Origin of the sequence: Silvimonas soli, from assembly GCF_030035605.1 — a bacterium.
Lineage (GTDB): Bacteria > Pseudomonadota > Gammaproteobacteria > Burkholderiales > Chitinibacteraceae > Silvimonas > Silvimonas soli.
The window spans coordinates 4,314,137-4,334,592 of the sequence record NZ_CP106736.1 but is presented as its reverse complement, the minus strand read 5'-3'; the positions used below and the strand labels follow the sequence as shown (position 1 = coordinate 4,334,592).

The window sequence follows — 20,456 nt, the reverse complement described above, 5'->3', positions numbered from 1 at the left end:
TGAGGTCATCATGTCAAAGAAGAAACGCGAAGAGCCAGCACTCTCCGCCGCCCCGCAAGTACGTGAAAAACTCGGCAACAAGGAATACGAAAAGCACTTGTTTGATTTGCACGTAGAAATGGTGCATCTGCAGGAATGGGTGAAACAGAAAGGCCTGAAGGTCTGCATTTTGTTTGAAGGTCGCGACGGTGCAGGTAAAGGCGGTGTCATCAAGGCGCTCACCGAACGGGTCAGTCCACGCGTTTTTCGGGTCGTTGCCCTGCCCGCGCCAACCGAGCGTGAAAAAAGCCAGATGTATATGCAGCGTTACGTCAGCCATCTTCCCGCAGCAGGCGAAGTGGTGATCTTTGATCGCAGCTGGTACAACCGCGCTGGCGTCGAGCGCGTGATGGGCTTTTGCACGCCAGAGCAAACCAAAGAGTTTCTCGCCTCAATTCCGATTCTGGAAAAAGCCGTCGTCGCTTCCGGCATTATCTTGCTGAAATACTGGCTGGACGTGAGCATGGATGAGCAAACCCGGCGCCTGGAAGACCGGATCACTGACGGGCGCAAAACCTGGAAGCTCTCGCCGATGGATGTGGCGTCGTATAGCCATTGGTACGACTACTCGCGCGCCCGCGATGACATGATCAAAAGCAGCGATACGGCCTGGGCGCCTTGGTATGTCATACAGTCAGATGACAAAAAGACAACCCGGCTGAATGTGATCAGCCATATTCTGCGGCACATTCCGTACGAGAAAGTCCCGGAGCAGAAAATCAGCCTGCCCAAACGCCAGAAAGCTGGGGATTACGTGCAGCCTGAGTATCCGTACCGGAAAATTGAAGAGCGCTATTAGACTTGGTAAATTGGCCGAATTGGCGGGCAATGTCCGGCCCGCCAATGCCCCATCGCCACCGCGGGTTAACTGGTGAGCTTCAACCCTGCCATGCCGAGCACCAGCATGGCCACGGATGCCAGTCGCAGTAACGACAATCCCTCGCCCCAGAACAAGATCCCGCACGCAACTGACCCCAGCACGCCAATGCCAGTCCAGATGGCATAGGCTGTGCCCAGCGGCAGCGTGCGGATGGCATAAGCCAGCAAACCCATGCTGCCAAAAATCAATACGATGAAAGTGGCGGTCGGCAGCGGTCTGGAAAAACCGTGTGAGGCCTTGAGGGCCAGCGCCCAGCCGACCTCAAGCAAACCGGCAATAAACAGGGCAACCCAGGCGAGAACATTCGGGGACATGACAACCTCCATAAAAAAAGCGAGGCCGTCCCCAATGCGATGACACTGCAAGGTCGTCCTTGCAGCCTGTAGAAAAACAAACCCGCCATTGTGGCGGGTTTGTTTATTTTGTTTGATGTAGAGCATCAATTATGCCGCCCAATTAAGGGGCGAGCCAGTGTTGCAACGGGCAAATATTTACGCGTCCAGAGCAACCCGCCGCGTAATCACGCCGAGAAACCGCGCTCCAGATCGGCTATCAAATCACCAATGTGTTCCAGACCCACCGAGATGCGGATCAAGCCGTCGCCAATCCCGGCACGATTACGCGCTTCCTGGGTCAAGCGACCGTGCGAGGTCGTGGCTGGATGACTAATGGTGGTGCGCACATCACCCAGATTGGCAGTGCGGGACATCAGTTGCACGCGGTCGATAATGCGCCACGCGGCATCCTTGCCACCCTTCACATCAAAAGACACCACGCCGCCATGGCCGGATTGCTGGCGATTGGCCAGTTCGTGCTGCGGGTGTGATTTCAACCCGGAGTAATACACGTGCTCAACCTCTGGATGGGTTTCCAGCCAGCGGGCCAGTTTGATGGCGTTTTCCGAGTGTGCTTTCATCCGCAGCGAAAGTGTTTCCAGACCCTTGAGCAACACCCAGGCATTGAATGGCGACAAAGTCGGCCCGGCCGTGCGCAGGAACAGATAAACCGGTTCGATCAGCGCACTGCTACCTACCACCGCACCACCCAGCACGCGACCTTGGCCATCAATATATTTGGTGGCTGAATGCACCACGATATCGGCGCCGAGTTTGAGCGGTTGTTGCAACGCAGGCGAGCAGAAACAGTTATCCACCACCAACAGCGCATTATTCGCGTGAGCAACGTCGGCAATGGCCCGAATATCCGCCACGTCGATCAACGGATTGGATGGGGTTTCCAGGAAAAACATGCGGGTATTGGGCCGCACACCGGCATGCCATTCGGCCAGATCAACCGGCGAGGCATAGGTGACTTCAACGCCAAACTTGGCCAGATAGTTGTTGAACAACTGCATGGTTGAGCCAAACAACACGCTCGAAGCCAGAATATGATCGCCTGACTTCAGGTGCGCCATGCACAGCGACAGAATCGCACTCATGCCCGATGCCGTTGCCACTGCGCGCTCGGCTCCTTCCATGGCAGCCAGACGCTCTTCAAACGCGCTCACGGTCGGATTGGTAAAGCGGGAATAGATAAACCCCGGCACTTGCCCGGTGAACTTGAGTTGGGCTTCTTCGGCCGTCTCAACCACAAAGCTGGAGGTCAGAAACATGGCGTCCGAATGCTCGCCGAATTCTGTGCGATGAGTGCCAGCCCGCACTGCCAGCGTATCCGGGTGCAAATTGCTGTAATCGAGATCTGCCATATCTGGTCCTTATGCTTTGTCGGCTTGCGCGCCGTGTGCTTAACCGAAGGTACTGACACAAAAGGGGCGCCTGAAGCTCCCCCTTTGTGTATGTAACTAACTCATCTAACTATTCGCCTGACATTTTGCCGGGTTTATTCGCGCCCGGTTCAGATCAGATTTTGTTCTGCTACACCGATGTTCATATCCAGCAGCATGCCGTCGCTGGACTTGTTGGACAGCGGCGACAAACGCTTGGCTTCCAGTTGATCCAGGTAATCATCGGTGATGTCGCCGGTGATGTACTTGCCGTCAAAACAGGAAGTCTCGAACTCCTGGATTTTACCGCCGCTGGCTTCACGGCAAGCAGAGATCAGGTCGGTGAGGTCTTGATAGATAACCGCATCTGCGCCGACTTCCTCGGCAATTTGTGCATCGGTGCGGCCGGTGGCAATCAGCTCGGCACGTGTCGGCATATCAATGCCATAGACGTGCGGGAAACGTACAGGAGGCGCAGCAGAAGCCAGGTAAACCTTGCGGGCACCCGCTTCACGCGCCATTTGCACAATCTCCTTGGAGGTTGTGCCACGCACGATGGAGTCATCTACCAGTAATACGCTACGGCCAGCAAATTCGACGCCAATTGGGTTGAGCTTCTGGCGGACCGACTTCTTGCGCGACGCCTGGCCTGGCATGATAAACGTACGGCCAATATAGCGATTTTTGATAAAGCCTTCGCGGTACGGCAAGTTCAGCTTGATAGCCAATTGCAGCGCCGAAGCACGGCTGGTATCCGGGATCGGAATCACCACATCGATATCCAGCTCCGGAATCACCCGCTCGATCTTGCGCGCCAGGTATTCACCCATTTTCAGACGCGCTTCGTACACCGAAATACCATCGATGATGGTGTCTGGACGGGCAAAGTAAACGTGTTCAAAAATACACGGCACCAGATTGGGCTTCGGGTGGCATTGGCGGTTGAACATCTCGCCGCCAAAGGTAATGTAGATGGCCTCGCCCGGATCAATATCGCGCTCACGCTTGAAGCCCAGGGTGTCCAGCGCTACTGATTCGGATGCGACCAGATACTCAGTCCCTGCGGGAGTTTCGTGCGTACCCAGCGTCAGTGGGCGAATGCCATGTGGATCGCGGAAAGCGACAATGCCGTAACCGGCGATGATCGCCACTACGGCATATGCGCCCTTCACGCGTTTGTGAACAGCGGCTACCGCATCAAAAATGGTATCGGCATCCAGCTCGAAACCCTTGGTGCGATTCTGCAATTCGTGGGCGAACACGTTCAGCAGCGCTTCGGAGTCCGAATTGGTGTTGATGTGCCGCAAATCGGTGCGGTACATCTCGTCTTTCAGTTGGGCGTCGTTGGTCAGGTTGCCGTTGTGGGCCAACACGATCCCGAACGGGCTATTGACGTAAAACGGTTGCGATTCAGCCAGGCTGGAGGCAGAACCCGCTGTTGGGTAGCGCACGTGGCCAATGCCGACGTTGCCCCACAGCGAACGCATGTTGCGGGTGCGAAATACGTCGCGCACCAGCCCCTGACCTTTGTGCATGTGCAGACGCTGGTCCTCAGCGGTAACAATCCCCGCTGCGTCCTGGCCACGATGCTGCAGAACCAGCAAACCGTCGTACAACAACTGGTTTACCGGAGTTTTGGCGACTATGCCCAGAATGCCACACATGCTATTGCCTCTCGAAACGTGCAAAACCAGATCAGCGAAAACCGACCATGCTCTCTATAGAGGGGAGCCTTAGTCGTAATGAATATGTCCGGCGAGATCCTGGGGTAACCAGGGCAGCGCCATTACTGCAGCCTGCTCAAACAGCGGGCTGAACATTGCATTGCGCCACAACGGGCTTTTCGGCAGGCTGGTCAGCCCGGCGATCAACACCAGCATCAATGCAAACAAAAAACCGCGCACCAGCCCAAAGCCGGCGCCAAGTAGTCGATCCAGCGGGCGCAAGCCACTCACTTTCAGGAACTGGGCCAGCGTCAACCGCAATAGCGAGCAAACAATCCAGGAAGCAAAAAACACCAGCACCAATGCCGCAAGGTAACGCAATTCCGGGCTGGGAATGGCTGCTGGCATATAAGGTGCGGCCAAAGTTGAATAATGAAAGGCCAGCCAGGCTGACACGGCCCAACCGGCCAGCGCCATGACCTCCTGAACCAGGCCGCGCATGACGGAAAGCAGAATGGATAAGCCAAGAATGCCGAGAACGATGTAATCGAACCCGGTCACGATTGCTGTTCCGTCATCAATCGGTTGGCGCGCGAGAGGTAGGTGAATGCCCGCATCGTTTATTTACTGACCACCTGGCCCTGGTAACCCATGCCGCTCAATTTTTTGGAGACGTTAAACGCTTCGCTTGCCAAGACCGGGCCGACGCGTACGCGAGTCAGCGTGCCAGTACTGGTGGTGATTTTTTCGGAGAATGCGGGCAGCCCGGCTGCTTTTAGCTTGCCGACAACTTCTTTGGCTTTGTCAGCGTTACCGTACGCGCCAAGCTGTACGTAATGATGCCCGGTTGCCGGAGCCGCATCAGTCTTGGTTGTAACCGGTGCGGTGGAGCCACCGTCAGTGCCATTCAAAATGCTTTCCGGATCAACTTCCCTGGCCTTGGGTGCTGGTTTATCCGCGGACTTGTTTTCTGGCGCAGCAGTTGGCTTGGGCTTTGCAGTCGCCAGTTTGGCTGGCGTTGGCGTCGGAGTGTGTGTTTTAGGCGGAGCAACCGCTGCATCATCGCCCTGCACGCGAGAGAGCTTGCCTGGCAGCGCGTCGGGCGCATGCGTGGTCTGGCCAGTCTCGCTGGGCTTGGTGTTGGCCGCAGCAACGACAGGCGCCAGAGTTGCGGCGACCGGCGCTGGCGGGGTTAGCCCGTCTGGCTGGTTGGCTGCCGCCACGGATGCCGACATTGCAGGCACCACCATCACATCGGAGGCATTGCCGGAGCTAGGCGCGCTGGCAATGATCTCGACCGGATGTTGTGCCGCCAGATTCGCCGGAGGTTGAGAGTCCAGCACCGTCCACAGAACGGTGAGGGAAAACAGGACCAGAGCAACCGCACCGACCAGACGACGGCGGGCACGTTTGCGCAAATGTTGTAGTTCGTCGGGAGCGTTATCTCGAGCCATGCTGTGCAGCCATCACTTCCGCGACGGTGTAGAAGGATCCAAAGACAAGGATTCTATCATTATCACTGGCCTGCTCACAGGCCGCATTCCATGCGTCTTTCACCAATGTGAATCCCGAGGTATGTGCTTGAGGGGCAACGCTCTCAATAGCGGCCTGCAATTGCTCTACGCTGGCCGCGCGCGGCAACTGCGGAGAGGCCAGATACCAGTGATCAATGCGGTCGGCCAGTGCGCTCACCACACCGGCAATATCCTTGTCCGACATGGCGCCAAACACGGCGTGGGTTTTGGCGGCATAGCCCATTTGATCCAGCGCCAGGCGCAAGGCGCGGGCGGCGTGCGGGTTGTGTGCCACGTCCAGCACAGTTTGCGGGCGGCCCGGCAAAACCTGGCAGCGCGCAGGCCATTCAACTTCCAGCAAACCACGTTTGATATCACTGATGCCCACGGGTAGCAGCGGGCGAATCTCGTCGAGCATGGCAATCGCCAAGGTGGCATTACCCATCTGATAAGAACCGCGCAGCGCCGGGATCGGCAAGGCATGATGTTTGCCATGCTTACCCCAGAACATCCACTGATTACCTTCGCCCTCTTTCATGAAGCCGAAGTCACGACCAACCAGTTGCAATGGCGCGCCGACCTTTTCTGCCACATCCAGCAATGATTGCGGTGGATTTGGGTCCGCACACAGCGCAGGCTTGCCAGCGCGGAAGATACCGGCTTTTTCAGCGCCGATAGCCTCGCGGGTATCGCCCAGATAAGACTGGTGATCCAGATCAATGCTGACAACGCCGGCGACATCGGGATCAAACACATTGACCGCATCCAGCCGCCCGCCCAACCCGACTTCCATGACCGCCACGTCAACGCCAGCGTCAATAAACTGGCGCATGGCGGCGAGTGTGCCGAACTCGAAATAGGTCAGCGTAACGTCGCCACGTGCTTGTTCAATGGCGCGAAAACTCTCAACCAGATCAACATCCGCAGCGGGCTGCATATTGATGCGCACGCGCTCGTTGTAATCCAGCAGATGCGGCGAGGTGTACGTGCCCACCTTGTAGCCCGACGCCCGCAACATGCTCGAAAGCATGGCGCAGACCGAGCCTTTGCCGTTGGTACCGGCAACCGTCAATACGGGGAAGGTAGGCTTCAAGCCCATCGCATCGCGCACCGTGGCAACGCGGGTGAGGCCCATGTCAATGGCCGAAGGGTGCAGCCCCTCAAGGTGCTGCAGCCATTCGGCCAGGGTTTCGGCATTGAAAAGCGGCATTAACTGGCTTGTGTCACGGCAGGTTGTCTGGAGAACAAAGTAACCAGCGAGGCGATCTTCTGGCGCAGTTCACGGCGGTCCACGATCATGTCAATCGCGCCCTTTTGCAGCAGGAACTCGGAACGCTGGAAGCCTTCCGGCAGGGTTTCGCGCACGGTTTGTTCGATCACGCGCGGGCCGGCAAAACCGATCAGTGCACCTGGTTCAGCCAGTACGGCATCGCCCAGGAAGGCAAACGAAGCCGAAACGCCACCCATGGTCGGGTCGGTCAGCAACGAAATAAACGGCAGACCTTCATCGGACAGGCGAGTCAGAATGGCGCTGGTTTTGGCCATCTGCATCAGTGAATTCAGACCTTCCTGCATCCGCGCGCCGCCCGAAGCGGAGACGCACACAAACGGCAGTTTGTTTTCCAGCGCCGTTTTGGCACCGCGAACAAAGCGCTCGCCGACTACCGAGCCCATCGAACCGCCGATGAACTTGTATTCAAATGCGGCCACAACCAGTGGCACGGTCAGGATGGAACCCTGCATCACGACCATTGCGTCGTCTTCGCCAGTGGCTTCATGCGCAGCAACCAGTTGGTCGCCATAACGCTTGATGGCTTTGAACTTGAGCGGATCGACTGGCTGTACTTCTGCGCCAATCTCAAAGCGCCCTTCTGCATCCAGCAGCAAATCCAGACGGCGACGGGCCGACACCGGATTGTGGTAGTTGCACTTGGGGCAAACATCGAGGTTTTTTTCCAGATCAGTGCGGTACAGCACGGCACCACAGGCCGAGCACTTGTGCCACAGGCCTTCCGGCACGGCCGATTTGCCCGGCTCACGCGGTTTGTTGATCTTGGGCGGAAGCAGTTTTTGCAGCCAACTCATTACTTGGTACTCCTTACTCAGGCGCGAGCGGTATCAATGGCAGAACGAATACCGGCAAGGAATGTGGTCAGGCGCTCAGCCAGACCTTCCTCACCCGCTTCCACTTCCTGCACCAGACGCGAACCAATCACCACGGCGTCGGCAATCTGCGCAACACTGCGGGCGGTTTGGGCATCACGGATACCAAAGCCCACGCCGACCGGTACGCTCAGATGCTGTTTGATTACAGCGAGACGTTCGGCCACATTGGCAACATCAAGGTTGGACGCACCGGTCACCCCCTTGAGCGAAACATAATAGGCATAACCGCTGGCCAACCGCTCTACCGCCTGAATGCGCGATACCGGCGTGGTTGGCGCCAGCAGAAAAATCGGATCAATATCATTGGCTTTGAAGATGCGCGCCAGGTCTTCGGCTTCTTCTGGCGGCATATCTACCGTCAGTACGCCATCCACGCCTGCAGCATGAGCTGCCTTGGCAAAAGACTCATAACCCCAGTGTTCAACCGGGTTGGCATAACCCATCAGCACCACTGGGGTCTGATTGTTGGTTTGGCGGAACTCAAGCACCATTTCCAGCACGTTACGCAGGCTGACTTTGTGCGCCAGGGCACGTTCACTGGCACGCTGGATCACCGGGCCGTCGGCCATTGGGTCGGAAAACGGCACGCCCAGTTCAATCACATCTGCCCCGCCCTTCACCAGCGCGTGCATCAGCTCAACGGTAATACCAGGGCGAGGATCGCCAGCAGTAATAAACGGGATCAATGCCTGGCGATTTTGTTGTTTCAGCGCGCCAAAGGTGGTCTGGATTCGGGACATATTCTCGTATGCGTTCGTAATTTGGAAGGATTGTGCGGCATTGGCCGATGAAAGCCAACGCCGCATGTCGTCACGTTCTTCTATCTAACTCTCTACAAAAGAGTGGGTGACAAAACCCAGCGAAGCGGTGTACCCATACGGGCACAAGGCGTGCGACGCGCAGACAGTACAAAATAGTACGGCAAGCGAGCACAACGCAGCCAGCAGGGTTTTGTCAGTCGCTCTAGAGTTCGATACCGGCCATACGGGCCATGGTCGGAATATCCTTGTCGCCACGACCAGACAGATTCACCAGAATGACCTGGTCTTTCGGCAGCGTCGGAGCGAGCTTTTTGGCATGCGCCAGAGCGTGACTGGATTCCAGCGCCGGGATGATACCTTCAAAACGACTCAGATCGTGAAATGCTGCAATCGCTTCGTTGTCGTTCGCCGCCACATACTCGGCGCGGTGAATGTCTTTCAGGTAGCAATGTTCCGGGCCCACGCCTGGATAATCCAGACCAGCGGAGATCGAATGCGTGTCGGCAACCTGACCGTTTTCATCCTGCATCAGATACATGCGATTGCCGTGCAGCACGCCAGTGCCGACGTTGGCGGTCAGCGGCGCAGCATGACGACCGGTTTCGACGCCATCACCACCGGCTTCAACGCCAATCAGCCGCACGCCAGGCACTTCGATATACGGATGGAAGATACCAATGGCGTTGGAGCCACCGCCGACACATGCCACCACGTAATCGGGCTGACGGCCAATCATGTCGACCATCTGCACCTTGGCTTCTTCGCCAATCACGCACTGGAAGTCACGCACCAGCATCGGGTACGGGTGCGGGCCTGCGCAGGTGCCAATAATGTAATAAGTGCTATCGACGTTGGTCACCCAATCACGCATCGCCTCGTTCATGGCGTCTTTCAGCGTTTTGGAGCCCGACTCAACGGCAACTACGGTCGCGCCCAGCAACTTCATGCGGAACACATTGGGTGATTGGCGTTTGACGTCTTCAGCGCCCATGTACACCACGCATTCCAGACCGTAACGCGCCGCCACAGTGGCCGTCGCCACGCCGTGCTGACCCGCGCCGGTTTCGGCAATCACGCGTTTTTTACCCATACGGCGAGCCAGCAAGGCCTGGCCGATGGTGTTGTTTACCTTGTGCGCGCCGGTATGATTCAGGTCTTCACGCTTCAGATAAATCTGTGCGCCACCCAAGGCTTCGGACCAGCGCTTGGCGTGATAAATCGGCGACGGACGGCCAACATAGTGGGCCAACTCATAGTTGTACTCGGCCATGAAGGCTGGATCAGCCTTGGCTTTTTCATATTCGATACGCAGCTCATCGAGCGCTGGCATCAGCGTTTCGGCAACGTACAGGCCGCCAAACTGGCCAAAGTGACCTTGCAAATCGGGCTGGTGGTAACGAAGGAAGTCGTTCATGCGAGTCTCGCCGCCTTGATAAATTGTTCAACCTTGCTCAGGTCTTTTATGCCACGGGTGCTTTCCACACCGCTGGAAACATCAACTGCCCAAGGTTTAACCGCCGCAATCGCCTCCCGAACATTGTCCGGGTGCAGGCCACCGGACAAGATCAGTGGCAGCGGTAAATCCTGTGGAATCAATGACCAATCAAAAGCTTCACCAGTACCGCCGGGCGTGCCTTCTACAAAGGCATCCACCAGCAAACCGCGCGCGTCACGGTATTGGGCGGCGTATTCTAACAAATTTGTGTCAGGTTTTACGCGAACCGCTTTGATATAAGGTCGCCCGAAACTTCGACAGTACGCCGGTGACTCATCGCCGTGAAACTGCAGCAGGTCTAACGGCAGTACTTCCAGCAGGTCACGCAGCCATTCTGCATCCGCGTTTACAAACAGTCCCACGCTGGTAACGAACGCCGGCAATGCCGCCAGCACCGTCTGCGCGGTCTCGATACTCACGTTGCGTGGGCTGGGCGCGTAGAACACCAGACCTATGGCGTCTGCGCCCATTGCGGCGACCGTTCTGGCTGTTTCGGCATCCCGCAGACCGCAGATCTTGATGCGAGGCAGGCTCATGAGTGGCTGTTCCAGATTGTTCTCGATGAATATCCCTGCGAAAGCAGCAAGGACAAAAATATTCTATGTGCTAGCAAGATCAGGCCAATACCCCGCCAATCCAGCTAGATCAAGCCATAACGCGGATCAGGCTCGCTTGGCAGGCCGAATTGTGCAGGATAACTCACACCAGTCAGATATAAGCCATCTGGCATAAAAGTAGGCGGTGCCACGCTGCGGTTGCGCTGGGCCAGCAGAGTCACAATCCATTCTGGCGGCGCGTTGCCTTTGGCAATGTGTAACAACGCGCCCATCAGATTGCGCACCATATGATGCAAAAAGGCATCAGCCTCAAAATCGACCGCGAGCAACGTGCCCTGCTCAATCAATTCAATCCTGCGCAAGGTTTTGACCGGCGTTTTGGCCTGGCATTCCGCCGCCCGGAAGCTGGAAAAATCGTGTGTCCCTAGCAACAACACCGCTGCTTGGCGCATCGCATCAATGTCCAGCGCGGAATGAGTCCAACCCACCCTGCCCGACCACAACGCGGGGCGCACCGGATGATTCAGCAGCAGATATCGGTAGTGCCTGCCGGTGGCAGAAAAGCGCGAATGAAATTCTTCCGGCACTTCTTGTGCCCAGCGCACTGCTACGCCATCGGGCAAAAAGCTGTTTACGCCACGCACCCAAGCGGTGAGCGGGCGATTGACCTCGGTCTCAAAATGCACAACCTGACCACTGGCATGCACACCAGTATCGGTACGGCCAGCCGCGTGCACGCGCAAGGCATGGCCCGCCATGCGCGAAATGGCGGCTTCCACCGCGGCTTGTACGGTCGGCCGATCGGGCTGAACTTGCCAGCCATAAAAGGCCCGGCCGTCATATTCAATGGCAAGCGCGTATTTCATGGGTTTCGGGTCAGAAGAATGAGGATGACTGCACTTGGGTCAGCGCAAAAACAGTAAGGTTAGCACGATGCTGACCAGCAGCAGGAACATCAGACTGGTCTGTACCGGTGAAAGCGCGCGAATCCGCAAATCGACGACTACCGCCTTTTCTGGCTCATCGGCCGCCGGATTTGCCAGTTGTTGCCACAAACTACGCCAGTCCTGGCGCTCGGCCAGCAAGGTCTCGGCATAGTCCATAGTCAACGCCAGACGCAGCGCCCAACGCTGCCGATTCACACCCAGCCAACCTAGCGGCGCGGCCAGCAGGTAAACCCCGGCAAACAGATCATCGCGTTTTAATGCCCGCAGCAACCATTGCAGGCTGGTTAACACCGCCAGCAGACGCAAACCCTGGATCAAACCAAACCAGAGACCCTCACGCGTTGGCGACAACCAGCCCGGCCAGACATACAAACCCGGCGTCGACCAGCCGTAAACCAGGATGATGGCCGCAAGCAGCACGCGCACTCGCCGCAACATACGCAGCATGCGCGCGCGCTCTTGCCACAGAGTCACCGTCACCAGTAGCGCAGTTACAACGACAAGTGGCGTGGGCTGCAACAACTGCAACCAGCACGCCACCCATATCCAGCAGAGAATTGCGTTTGCGGGATGCAAGCTTCACACACCCCGCAAACGTCGTTTACTGCAATTACAAGCCATTCAACAGACCACGCACTTCCTGTTTCTGCTGTGCACTACCTTCAGCTTCGGCCTCATGCAGAATCTCGCGAGCACCTTCAACGTCACCCATATCGATATAGGCGCGAGCCAGGTCGATCTTGGTTTGCACCGGATCATCACTGCCGTAGTCGGTTGTTGATTCATCCGCACTTTGCAAAGCGCCAAAAGTGGAATCAAACGACGGTGCCGGAGCTATACCAGATGCGGTCGGCGTTGCTGCTGCACCAGACTCGTCATTCAGATCAAAGCTGAAATCCAGCCCAAGATCGTCAGCGACTGCAGGTTCAGCGTGATGCGTGGCCGGAGTTGCGGTCGATTCAAAACCTGGCAAATCCAGATCAAGATCAGCGGGCGCAATTTCTGGCAACGAAGCTTCCAGATGTTCTTCGCTTAGCGATTCATCCAGCGGGAACACCAACTCATCGTCGTCTGCGTGCGGCAAATGCAGATCGGCAAGGGCATCGGTTACTTCGTGGGTTTCTGGCTCAGCGGCAGTTGCTGGAACGTCAAAAGAATCCAGATCAAAGTCCAGCCCAGAAGCCAGGTCTTCATGCACCGCCGGAGCCGGAACTGCTTGTTCTGAAACCGGCGCTGGCGTTGCAGCCGGCATATCCAGGCCCAGATCAAGATCCGCCAGCGGATCAATCATCGCTTCGGATTGAGCGACCGCAGGAGCGGCAACTTCAATCGGTGCTACATGCTCAACCACAGGAGTTGTAGCGGCCGGATGATCCAGACCCAGATCAAAGTCCAGGTTGTGATCGTGGTGAGCAGCTTCTGCCGCCAGCCCTGCCACTGCCGCGCCAGCGACTGCCGCACCGGCAGCGATCGCCGTGCCGCTTGCGCCGGTAGGATGCGCTTCAGCAGCACGTGCAGCAGCTTCGGTCCGCAAGTACAGCGGATTTTCCGGATCAAGGTTATGCCCGATATAGGCAGCTTGCTCCCAAACCGGACCGCGACCGTTCTGGTTGGCGTACAGATCAGATGCCACTTCTTCGAACGAAGTCTTGTCCTTGCGTGCCGCGTGGATTTCCAGCAACTTCAGGCGGATTTCGTTACGCGATGGATCGCGAGCCAACGCATCCTTGAGGATTTCCTCAGCCTGAGCGTCACGACCGTAGGCCATATACACTTCAGCTTCGGCAATCGGGTCCACTTCATCGGTATCGATAGTGCCCAGACCCTGGCGGCTAAAGTCCGTCAGGAATGAGTTTTCTGTCGGTTGCGTGCTGATGACCGCACCGCCAGTCTGACCCAGCACCGTGTTGGGCTTGAGGTCACCACCGGTGATGATGCTGTCATCAAAGGCAGCCGGTTTTTTGCGGCGGCGGTTATAAACAAACGCACCCGCGCCCAGCAACAACACCAGCAAACCAGCACCCGGCAGGACCGGATTTTCCATCAGCGAATCAAAGAATGACGGTTCGGCAACCGGCGCCGGAGCTGGCATCACGTGGTGACGCGCTGGCTTGCTGGCGGCCACAGCCGACGCAACGGGCTCAGCGACTGGAGCGCTGGCAGTGGCGCTGGCTTCGGCGACAGCCGCTGCGGCGGTTTGCGATGCAGCAGCCACGGCAGATGCGACCGGCGCAGCAACGGCAGAAGCTTGCGAAGCCACCGCCTTGCCTTGCAGTGCCAACAGGCCCTTCATGTCTTTGACATTCTTTTGCAGACTGTCTACCCGGGCTTGCGCGTCTTTCAACGCCTTTTCGTGGGCAACTTTGTCTTCTTCACTCGAACCAGCACCGGCAGCGCCGGTCTTGCTGCCGTTCGACAGCTTGAGCACATCCTTGCTTTGCTGGCCGGATGCTGCGCCCTTGTCTTCAACCTTGGCACCGATCTTGCCGCTGGTGCTTTGGTTTTGCGTATCTTCCGCTGGCGTCTTGCTAGCGTTTTCCGCTACTTGCTGACGATATGCGTGCCAGTTTTGCGATTGCAGATGAATTTCTTTGGAAGCTTCACCACGCGTCACTTCTGCCATCTTGGCAGCCGACGGAATCTGCAGAATTTTGCCGCGCTTGAGGCGGTTCATGTTGCCGTTGAACGCATCTTCGTTGCTGCGGTACAGGCTGACCAATACTTGTTCAAGACTCACGCCATCCGGCTGAACCTGATGAGCGATGGTAGACAAGGTATCGCCAGCCTTGACGGTATAGCTATCTGCCCCGGCTTGTGCGCCAGCCGAAGCTGCCGGCGTCGTGGTGGTGCTGGTGTCGTTGCTTGCCGCCGCAGCAGGTGCGTGTTGCACCTTGCGACCTTTGCGGGATGTCCCTGAGCTGCCCGTTTGCGGACGAGCCGGGGTAATGGCGCCTGTCAGCGCGTGGCTAGCAGTCGTACCCGATGCCGCCGTACCGCTGGCATTGTTGCCCGAGCCGTAACCGACCGGATCAATCAGCGCCGTGTATTCGCGCTGGATATGACCAGACGCCCAGTTCAGATCGACCAGCAACCCCAGAACCGGCTCGCTGATGGCCTGGCTGGAAGAAACAGTCACGAAGTACTGGCCATTGGCCCGCTTGTCGATATTGAAACGCAGACCAAGCGACGACGATGGATAAGGCACTTGCGCAGCGCCATAAGCATCAGGCGGCGCCAGGCCAACAACCAACGAATCAGCCTCTTCTGGCTGCACGGCAACCAGATCGATTTCCCCGCGGAACGGTTGTCCGAGTCCGGACAAGACATTCAAACGTCCCAGCCCCGCCGCTTGGGCACTCCACGGCGCTGCCAGCATCAGTGCTAGCACGCAGGCTTTGACTCCAGGTTTGATAGGCACAGACTTCCCCCAATTTCTTTCGCATAGACCAACCCAAAACAGGGTTGGCAAATTCATAAATTCCGGGCCGCGAACATAACACCCGACGCCAAAAAGACGCAAGGTGAAGCAGCAAGCACACTGATTACCAGTAGTGGATAATCCGAAAAATCGCCAATTCAATAAGAATTGTCAAATTTAATAAGCAATTGTTATTTTTCAAACAACAGATAATTCACTCATACAGCCGACCATCGGATTGAACCCGACGCCCGACGGGCACTGAACGCAAATCCCATTTGTTCACGGCAGACGACCAGAAATCCTGTAAACAGGCAGAAAGGAGAGCCGGATCCGGATTTTGTCCCAGCAACAAAAGTGCATTCCAAAGCACCGGAACCGGATTTTCTGACAACACCTCGGGTGCGAGGGTTTGCTTGCTAAGCTTTTCGCCCTTGTAATTAACCAGTACCGGGATATGCGCATATTCAGGAGACGGGCAATTGAGTAATTGCTGCAAGTATTGCTGACGGGGGGTCGAATCAAGCAGATCAGCGCCTCTGACAATATGTGTTATGCCTTGCAGCGCATCGTCGACCACCACGGCCAATTGATATGCAAACAATCCGTCAGCCCGCTGCAATACAAAATCACCAACCTCTTCGGCCAATGCCTGCAGCTGCGCACCCTGAATCCGGTCGGTAAAAGAAATCACACCAGATTGGGGCACCCTGACCCGCCATGCCCGTGCCTTGGCGCCCGGCTTGAGTCCGTTGCGGCAAGTGCCCGGATAAACGGGGCCGTCCACCCCGGCATGCGCCACGCTGGCAATTTCTTTGCGGGTGCAACTGCACGGATATACATGCCCGCCATCTTGCAGAATGCTCAAAGCGTCCTGGTACAAGGCAGTGCGCTGACTCTGGTAGACCACCTCTCCGTCCCAATGCATTCCCCAGCTGTCGAGTTGCTGCAAGATCCGCTCGGCAGCGCCGGGAATGCAACGCGGCCCATCGAGATCTTCCATGCGCACCAGCCATTGCCCGCCGTTGGCGCGCGCATCGAGATAACTGGCAACTGCGGCGAGCAGCGAACCGGCATGCAGCACGCCAGTCGGGCTGGGCGCAAACCGCCCGCGATAGCCGTTTGGCGCTGCATGGTCGACCGTGAAGGCAACGGATCGATGCGCAGCAACAGTGCTATTCAGCGAAAACATGGGAGGCACGCGCCTTGAAGATGGCGGGTTTTCATTGTTTTGAACACGAGTAGTTCAGCCTTGGCGCCGCTTTGTTATAAAATAGCCGCATTTTATATCACGCGTCAGCGCGCACCACCTCGCGCTGACCGATTAACACCTACTCGCTCCGCTCTGAAAAAGGATACGCCATGACCTATGTTGTCACCGACGCCTGTGTCAAATGCAAGTACACCGACTGCGTTGATGTTTGCCCGGTAGATTGCTTTCGCGAAGGCCCGAACTTCCTGGTGATTGACCCGGACGAGTGCATCGACTGCACGTTGTGCGTGGCCGAATGCCCGGTTGAGGCCATCTATGCCGAAGATGACGTTCCGGCCGATATGCAGGCTTATATTCCGCTCAACGCAGAACTGGCCAAGCTGTGGCCAGCCATCGTCGAGAAGAAAGATCCGCAACCAGACCACGAAACCTGGGCTGGCGTAACCGACAAGATCGACCAGATCGAACGCTAAATCCGTACCGATTGGCAGCATCCAATTAGAAAACCCGGCCCAGCAGCTTGCATGGGGTCGGGTTTTTCATATATAGTTGCGTGTTCACCCCTTGCCTGACCGGCGTCGCACGCGGCAGGCTGTTATTAAACCGTAAGGAGCACACATGCGACATTACGAAATTGTATTCATCGTGCACCCTGATCAAAGCGAGCAAGTGCCCGCAATGATCGAGCGCTACAAATCCCTGATCGCGACCGGCAACGGCACGATCCACCGCCTGGAAGATTGGGGCCGCCGTCAACTGGCTTACCCTATCCAGAAAATCCACAAGGCTCACTACGTTCTGCTGAACGTCGAAATCGGCCAGGAAACCCTGGACGAACTCGAACACGCCTTCAAGTTCAACGACGCCGTACTGCGCCATCTGACTACCAAGATGGAACACGCAGTGACTGAAGCTTCCCCGATGATGAAGGAAGAGAAGTCCAAGTCGTTGTCCGCTCCGGCACAGGAAGACCAAGCCGTTTAATGGCTGGTCGACTTGCTAACGCAACGACGTGACGAAAAGCAACCGGGTACTTTTAAACGGCACCCTGATTGAAATGCAGGCCCTGCGCATTACGCCAGCAGGCATCCCGATTCTGGAACTGGTTTTGTTGCATGAATCGGAGCAACTGGAAAATGAAATGCCCCGGCGGGTAACGCTGGAAGCACCGGCCAGAGCCTCTGGCCCTACTGCTCAGGCATTAAGCAAACTGCAAATTGGTCAACAAGTCAGAGTCGCAGGCTTTTTGGTAAGCATGGGACAAAAACTTCGCCGCCGGCTCGTGTTGCATATCGAACAGTACGAATTGTTGAATTAAAGGATAGATACCATGTCTCGCCACCTTTTCAAGCGCAAGAAGTTTTGCCGCTTTACCGCTGAAGGCATCAAAGAAATCGACTACAAGGACACCGCGCTCCTGAAAGATTTCATTGCTGAAAACGGTAAAATCATTCCAGCACGTATTACTGGCACCAAAGCCAAATACCAACGCCAACTGTCTGCAGCAATCAAGCGCGCTCGTTACCTCGCGCTGCTGCCGTACACCGATCTGCACTAAGCCGGGGAGAATAAAATATGCAAATCATTCTGCTCGAAAAAGTAGCAAATCTGGGTGGCCTGGGCGATGTGGTCAAAGTTAAAGACGGCTTTGCCCGTAACTTCCTGATCCCGCAAGGCAAAGCCAAGCGTGCAACCGACGCCAACCTGAAAGAATTCGAAGCACGCCGTGCTGACCTGGAAAAAGCGCAAGCTGATATCCTGGTTGCCGCACAAGCCCGTGCCGAGAAGCTGCAAGGCGCTAGCGTTACCATCAGCCAGAAGGCTGGTGTTGACGGTCGCCTGTTCGGTTCCGTTGGCAACACCGACATTGCTGAAGCGTTCACCGCTGCTGGCTTTGAAGTGAAGAAATTTGAAGTTCGTCTGCCGGATGGCGCTTTCAAAGCCATCGGTGAATACGACGTTTCCCTGGCTCTGCACCACGACGTGGTTGTTGAAGTCAAGGTTACCGTTGTTGGCGAGCAATAAGCATTTCTGACCGGTTTCTTGCCGGTCTGCAATGATAAAAACGGGGAGCATAGCTCCCCGTTTTTACGTCTATCATTCCGCTGTACCCCACTCTTGCAACACCTGGCTGTTGCACATACCAAATATCGCGCCAGTCATTATAATTGAGCCCTTCAATCGCCGCGGCGAACAAGGACAGTACGCGAATGAGCACCAATATAAACCCGACCGATGTAGCACGGGAAACGCTAAAGCAGCTCTCCATTCGCCGTATTTCGCCGACACCGGACCATTACGAAGAAATCTTTCACAGCATTGCGGGTACTCCGGAAGAAGAGCGCCTTAATCCATTAGCACGGGTGCTGGAAGAAAAACTGGCGCAATTGCCACGGCAATCCCCCGAATTACTACGCAATCTGGATCAGTTCCGCCGCGCCATTCGCGCCGGAGACTGGGAGCGCGCGCCAGAACTGATTTTCAAATGCGTGGACCTGCAAGGCGGGCAGGCCCAACTGACACGCAGTTGGGCCGATTTATTACGCGAATTCATGCGCCAGTGGGAACTGCGCAATCCAGCCTATCCCACCAGTCGCAAGCAGGATTCGCTGGAAAAAGTACTTATCAACTTCGGTGCCGACCCTGCCGCGTTGAATGAAAAACTGGATGGCTTGGTCCGCTCCTGGACAGAAACTTCTGGCGGGTCGATCGACCCGGTCGATCGGGTTGAAGAAGTCCTTCCAGCCGGTGCAATTGCACCAATCATGGAAGTCGCCGAAAACAATCCCAGTCTGGCCAATTGGGAAGAATGGCGCGAAGCCCTGGCCCAGGCGCTTGATCTGGGGCTGGCAGCACGTTTGACGCATCATCCCGATCTGGCCATTGACGCATCATCGTTGGCGCGCGAAGTTGAAGGTGTGCTAACCGAGAATGACCTGCGCAAGTTTGTGCCACGCCTGAAAAAATTCTGGATCCGGCTAGAGCTCACCAACGGCCAGGAAGAGCGCTTATGTGACGGCTTGCTCAATCTATTGCGCCTGCTGACCGACAATATTGGCGAGATCATCGTCGACGAAGAATGGGTGCACGGGCAAATCGCCGTGGTGCAAAACATCATGTCGCAACCGCTGGACATGCGACTGATCTATGACGCCGAAGCGGGTCTGAAAGAGGTGATCTACAAGCAAAGCGTGCTCAAGCAGGGCCTGCGTGAAGCACAGACCTCACTCAAGTCCGTCTTGACCTCTTTCATCGACCGGTTGGGCACCATTGCCGACAGCACCGACCAGTATCACACCCGGATCAACCGTTACAGCGATCAGATCGAACGCAGCAATAATCTGGCGGATTTGAAAGACGTTCTGGATAACCTGACCCAGGATACGCGCTCAATGAAGCTGGACGTGGTACGTACCCGCGATGAATTGCTGGAATCCCGCGCCGAGGCTGATGCAGCCCAGGCGCGGATTCAACAACTGGAAAATGAACTGCGCTCAGTTAGCGAGAAGGTTCGTGAAGACCAGCTTACCGGTGCTTTGAATCGTCGCGGGCTCGAAGAAAGCATTGTCATTGAGGCTGCCCGCGCCCAGCGCCACGGCAGCCCGCTGGCGTTGGTGCTACTTGATCTGGACGACTTCAAACGCCTGAATGACAGTCGTGGGCATAGCGCCGGTGACAAAGCGCTGATTCACCTCGTGGCGGTGGTCAAATCCCTGCTGCGCCCCACTGACCGCATTGCCCGCTATGGCGGTGAGGAATTCGTCTTGTTGCTGCCGGAAACCAGTCTGACGGAGGGCTCTGCCGCCATGCTGCGCCTGCAACGCGAACTGACTCGCCGCTTTTTCCTGCACAACAACGAAAAGATATTGATTACCTTCAGTGCTGGCGTGACGCTATTGCAGCCGGGTGAGCCCGGCAATTGGGCGATAGACCGCGCTGACGCGGCAATGTACCGCGCCAAAAAAGCCGGCAAAAACAGGGTGGAAATCGAGCATCCGCCAGCACCAGGTGCCACTGCCTGATCTCTGACTGCCAATAAAAAAGCCGACGATGTCGGCCTTTTTATTGGCGTAAATCAC

The 20,456-nt window shown here is 56.6% G+C and carries 21 protein-coding genes; 7 read left to right on the top strand and 14 right to left on the bottom strand.

Translation table 11 applies throughout. The features are described 5' to 3' along the window. Nucleotides 1-10 precede the first annotated feature (10 nt). Complete coding sequence (gene ppk2 / locus N7220_RS19890; RefSeq protein WP_283149276.1) at nt 11-838, top strand: polyphosphate kinase 2; 828 nt, start codon at nt 11-13, stop codon at nt 836-838. Nucleotides 839-903: 65 nt separating this feature from the next. Here the strand turns inward: ppk2 and N7220_RS19885 are convergent, their stop codons facing one another. The 14 genes from N7220_RS19885 to gluQRS all read right to left on the bottom strand — a co-directional run bounded on the left by N7220_RS19885 (nt 904) and on the right by gluQRS (nt 16,356). Then, on the bottom strand, nt 904-1,233 hold the full coding sequence (locus tag N7220_RS19885) for a DMT family transporter (protein WP_283149275.1): 330 nt from the start codon (nt 1,231-1,233) through the stop codon (nt 904-906). Between the two features lie 206 nt (nt 1,234-1,439). After that, nucleotides 1,440-2,624: an O-succinylhomoserine sulfhydrylase gene (locus N7220_RS19880; protein WP_283149274.1), complete on the bottom strand. Its 1,185-nt coding sequence runs from the start codon at nt 2,622-2,624 to the stop codon at nt 1,440-1,442. A gap of 149 nt (nt 2,625-2,773) precedes the next feature. Next, nucleotides 2,774-4,306, bottom strand: a complete 1,533-nt coding sequence (gene purF, locus N7220_RS19875; RefSeq protein ID WP_283149273.1) for an amidophosphoribosyltransferase — start codon at nt 4,304-4,306, stop codon at nt 2,774-2,776. Nucleotides 4,307-4,375: 69 nt separating this feature from the next. Then, complete coding sequence (locus N7220_RS19870; protein WP_283149272.1) at nt 4,376-4,867, bottom strand: CvpA family protein; 492 nt, start codon at nt 4,865-4,867, stop codon at nt 4,376-4,378. Nucleotides 4,868-4,926: 59 nt separating this feature from the next. After that, nucleotides 4,927-5,760, bottom strand: a complete 834-nt coding sequence (locus tag N7220_RS19865; protein ID WP_283149271.1) for an SPOR domain-containing protein — start codon at nt 5,758-5,760, stop codon at nt 4,927-4,929. Further along, a complete protein-coding gene (gene folC, locus N7220_RS19860) occupies nt 5,747-7,030 on the bottom strand; it encodes a bifunctional tetrahydrofolate synthase/dihydrofolate synthase (RefSeq protein ID WP_283149270.1) in 1,284 nt (427 codons plus the stop codon). Before folC ends, N7220_RS19865 begins: the two co-directional genes overlap by 14 nt. After that, nucleotides 7,030-7,905 (bottom strand): acetyl-CoA carboxylase, carboxyltransferase subunit beta, encoded by an 876-nt coding sequence (gene accD, locus N7220_RS19855; protein WP_283149269.1) that lies wholly within the window; start codon nt 7,903-7,905, stop codon nt 7,030-7,032. Before accD ends, folC begins: the two co-directional genes overlap by 1 nt. A gap of 17 nt (nt 7,906-7,922) precedes the next feature. Then, nucleotides 7,923-8,726 (bottom strand): tryptophan synthase subunit alpha, encoded by an 804-nt coding sequence (gene trpA / locus N7220_RS19850; RefSeq protein WP_283149268.1) that lies wholly within the window; start codon nt 8,724-8,726, stop codon nt 7,923-7,925. A gap of 223 nt (nt 8,727-8,949) precedes the next feature. Then, nucleotides 8,950-10,161: a tryptophan synthase subunit beta gene (gene trpB / locus N7220_RS19845; RefSeq protein WP_283149267.1), complete on the bottom strand. Its 1,212-nt coding sequence runs from the start codon at nt 10,159-10,161 to the stop codon at nt 8,950-8,952. After that, nucleotides 10,158-10,778, bottom strand: coding sequence for a phosphoribosylanthranilate isomerase (locus N7220_RS19840; protein ID WP_283149266.1), 621 nt, complete (start codon nt 10,776-10,778; stop codon nt 10,158-10,160). The genes trpB and N7220_RS19840 overlap by 4 nt, the downstream gene beginning before the upstream one ends. Before the next feature lie 104 nt (nt 10,779-10,882). Beyond that, nucleotides 10,883-11,665, bottom strand: coding sequence for a tRNA pseudouridine(38-40) synthase TruA (truA, locus tag N7220_RS19835; protein WP_283149265.1), 783 nt, complete (start codon nt 11,663-11,665; stop codon nt 10,883-10,885). Between the two features lie 39 nt (nt 11,666-11,704). After that, nucleotides 11,705-12,286 (bottom strand): hypothetical protein, encoded by a 582-nt coding sequence (locus N7220_RS19830; RefSeq protein WP_283149264.1) that lies wholly within the window; start codon nt 12,284-12,286, stop codon nt 11,705-11,707. A gap of 70 nt (nt 12,287-12,356) precedes the next feature. Continuing rightward, nucleotides 12,357-15,134: a FimV/HubP family polar landmark protein gene (locus N7220_RS19825; protein ID WP_283149263.1), complete on the bottom strand. Its 2,778-nt coding sequence runs from the start codon at nt 15,132-15,134 to the stop codon at nt 12,357-12,359. Nucleotides 15,135-15,378: 244 nt separating this feature from the next. Then, nucleotides 15,379-16,356, bottom strand: coding sequence for a tRNA glutamyl-Q(34) synthetase GluQRS (gluQRS, locus tag N7220_RS19820; RefSeq protein WP_283149262.1), 978 nt, complete (start codon nt 16,354-16,356; stop codon nt 15,379-15,381). A 170-nt stretch (nt 16,357-16,526) separates the two neighbouring features. On the opposite strand from gluQRS, the gene fdxA reads away from it, so the two are divergent. The 6 genes from fdxA to N7220_RS19790 all read left to right on the top strand — a co-directional run bounded on the left by fdxA (nt 16,527) and on the right by N7220_RS19790 (nt 20,399). Then, nucleotides 16,527-16,850 carry a ferredoxin FdxA gene (gene fdxA / locus N7220_RS19815; protein ID WP_283149261.1) on the top strand — a complete coding sequence of 108 codons (324 nt, stop codon included), beginning with the start codon at nt 16,527-16,529 and terminating at the stop codon, nt 16,848-16,850. Between the two features lie 145 nt (nt 16,851-16,995). Beyond that, a complete protein-coding gene (rpsF, locus tag N7220_RS19810) occupies nt 16,996-17,361 on the top strand; it encodes a 30S ribosomal protein S6 (protein WP_283149260.1) in 366 nt (121 codons plus the stop codon). 28 nt (nt 17,362-17,389) lie between these two features. Continuing rightward, entirely contained in the window at nt 17,390-17,695 is a 306-nt protein-coding gene (gene priB, locus N7220_RS19805) for a primosomal replication protein N (RefSeq protein WP_283149259.1), read from the top strand. A 12-nt stretch (nt 17,696-17,707) separates the two neighbouring features. After that, nucleotides 17,708-17,935 (top strand): 30S ribosomal protein S18, encoded by a 228-nt coding sequence (rpsR, locus tag N7220_RS19800; RefSeq protein WP_283149258.1) that lies wholly within the window; start codon nt 17,708-17,710, stop codon nt 17,933-17,935. Between the two features lie 17 nt (nt 17,936-17,952). After that, a complete protein-coding gene (gene rplI, locus N7220_RS19795; protein ID WP_283149257.1) occupies nt 17,953-18,402 on the top strand; it encodes a 50S ribosomal protein L9 in 450 nt (149 codons plus the stop codon). Nucleotides 18,403-18,587: 185 nt separating this feature from the next. Further along, nucleotides 18,588-20,399: a sensor domain-containing diguanylate cyclase gene (locus tag N7220_RS19790; protein WP_283149256.1), complete on the top strand. Its 1,812-nt coding sequence runs from the start codon at nt 18,588-18,590 to the stop codon at nt 20,397-20,399. Nucleotides 20,400-20,456 lie beyond the last annotated feature (57 nt).

Coding starts and splice junctions, on each gene's coding strand:
- ppk2 (WP_283149276.1), top strand. CDS start 11: ATGTCAAAGAAGAAACGCGAAGAGCCAGCACTCTCCGCCGCCCCGCAA.
- N7220_RS19885 (WP_283149275.1), bottom strand. CDS start 1,233: ATGTCCCCGAATGTTCTCGCCTGGGTTGCCCTGTTTATTGCCGGTTTG.
- N7220_RS19880 (WP_283149274.1), bottom strand. CDS start 2,624: ATGGCAGATCTCGATTACAGCAATTTGCACCCGGATACGCTGGCAGTG.
- purF (WP_283149273.1), bottom strand. CDS start 4,306: ATGTGTGGCATTCTGGGCATAGTCGCCAAAACTCCGGTAAACCAGTTG.
- N7220_RS19865 (WP_283149271.1), bottom strand. CDS start 5,760: ATGGCTCGAGATAACGCTCCCGACGAACTACAACATTTGCGCAAACGT.
- folC (WP_283149270.1), bottom strand. CDS start 7,030: ATGCCGCTTTTCAATGCCGAAACCCTGGCCGAATGGCTGCAGCACCTT.
- accD (WP_283149269.1), bottom strand. CDS start 7,905: ATGAGTTGGCTGCAAAAACTGCTTCCGCCCAAGATCAACAAACCGCGT.
- trpA (WP_283149268.1), bottom strand. CDS start 8,726: ATGTCCCGAATCCAGACCACCTTTGGCGCGCTGAAACAACAAAATCGC.
- trpB (WP_283149267.1), bottom strand. CDS start 10,161: ATGAACGACTTCCTTCGTTACCACCAGCCCGATTTGCAAGGTCACTTT.
- N7220_RS19840 (WP_283149266.1), bottom strand. CDS start 10,778: ATGAGCCTGCCTCGCATCAAGATCTGCGGTCTGCGGGATGCCGAAACA.
- truA (WP_283149265.1), bottom strand. CDS start 11,665: ATGAAATACGCGCTTGCCATTGAATATGACGGCCGGGCCTTTTATGGC.
- gluQRS (WP_283149262.1), bottom strand. CDS start 16,356: ATGTTTTCGCTGAATAGCACTGTTGCTGCGCATCGATCCGTTGCCTTC.
- fdxA (WP_283149261.1), top strand. CDS start 16,527: ATGACCTATGTTGTCACCGACGCCTGTGTCAAATGCAAGTACACCGAC.
- rpsF (WP_283149260.1), top strand. CDS start 16,996: ATGCGACATTACGAAATTGTATTCATCGTGCACCCTGATCAAAGCGAG.
- rpsR (WP_283149258.1), top strand. CDS start 17,708: ATGTCTCGCCACCTTTTCAAGCGCAAGAAGTTTTGCCGCTTTACCGCT.
- rplI (WP_283149257.1), top strand. CDS start 17,953: ATGCAAATCATTCTGCTCGAAAAAGTAGCAAATCTGGGTGGCCTGGGC.
- N7220_RS19790 (WP_283149256.1), top strand. CDS start 18,588: ATGAGCACCAATATAAACCCGACCGATGTAGCACGGGAAACGCTAAAG.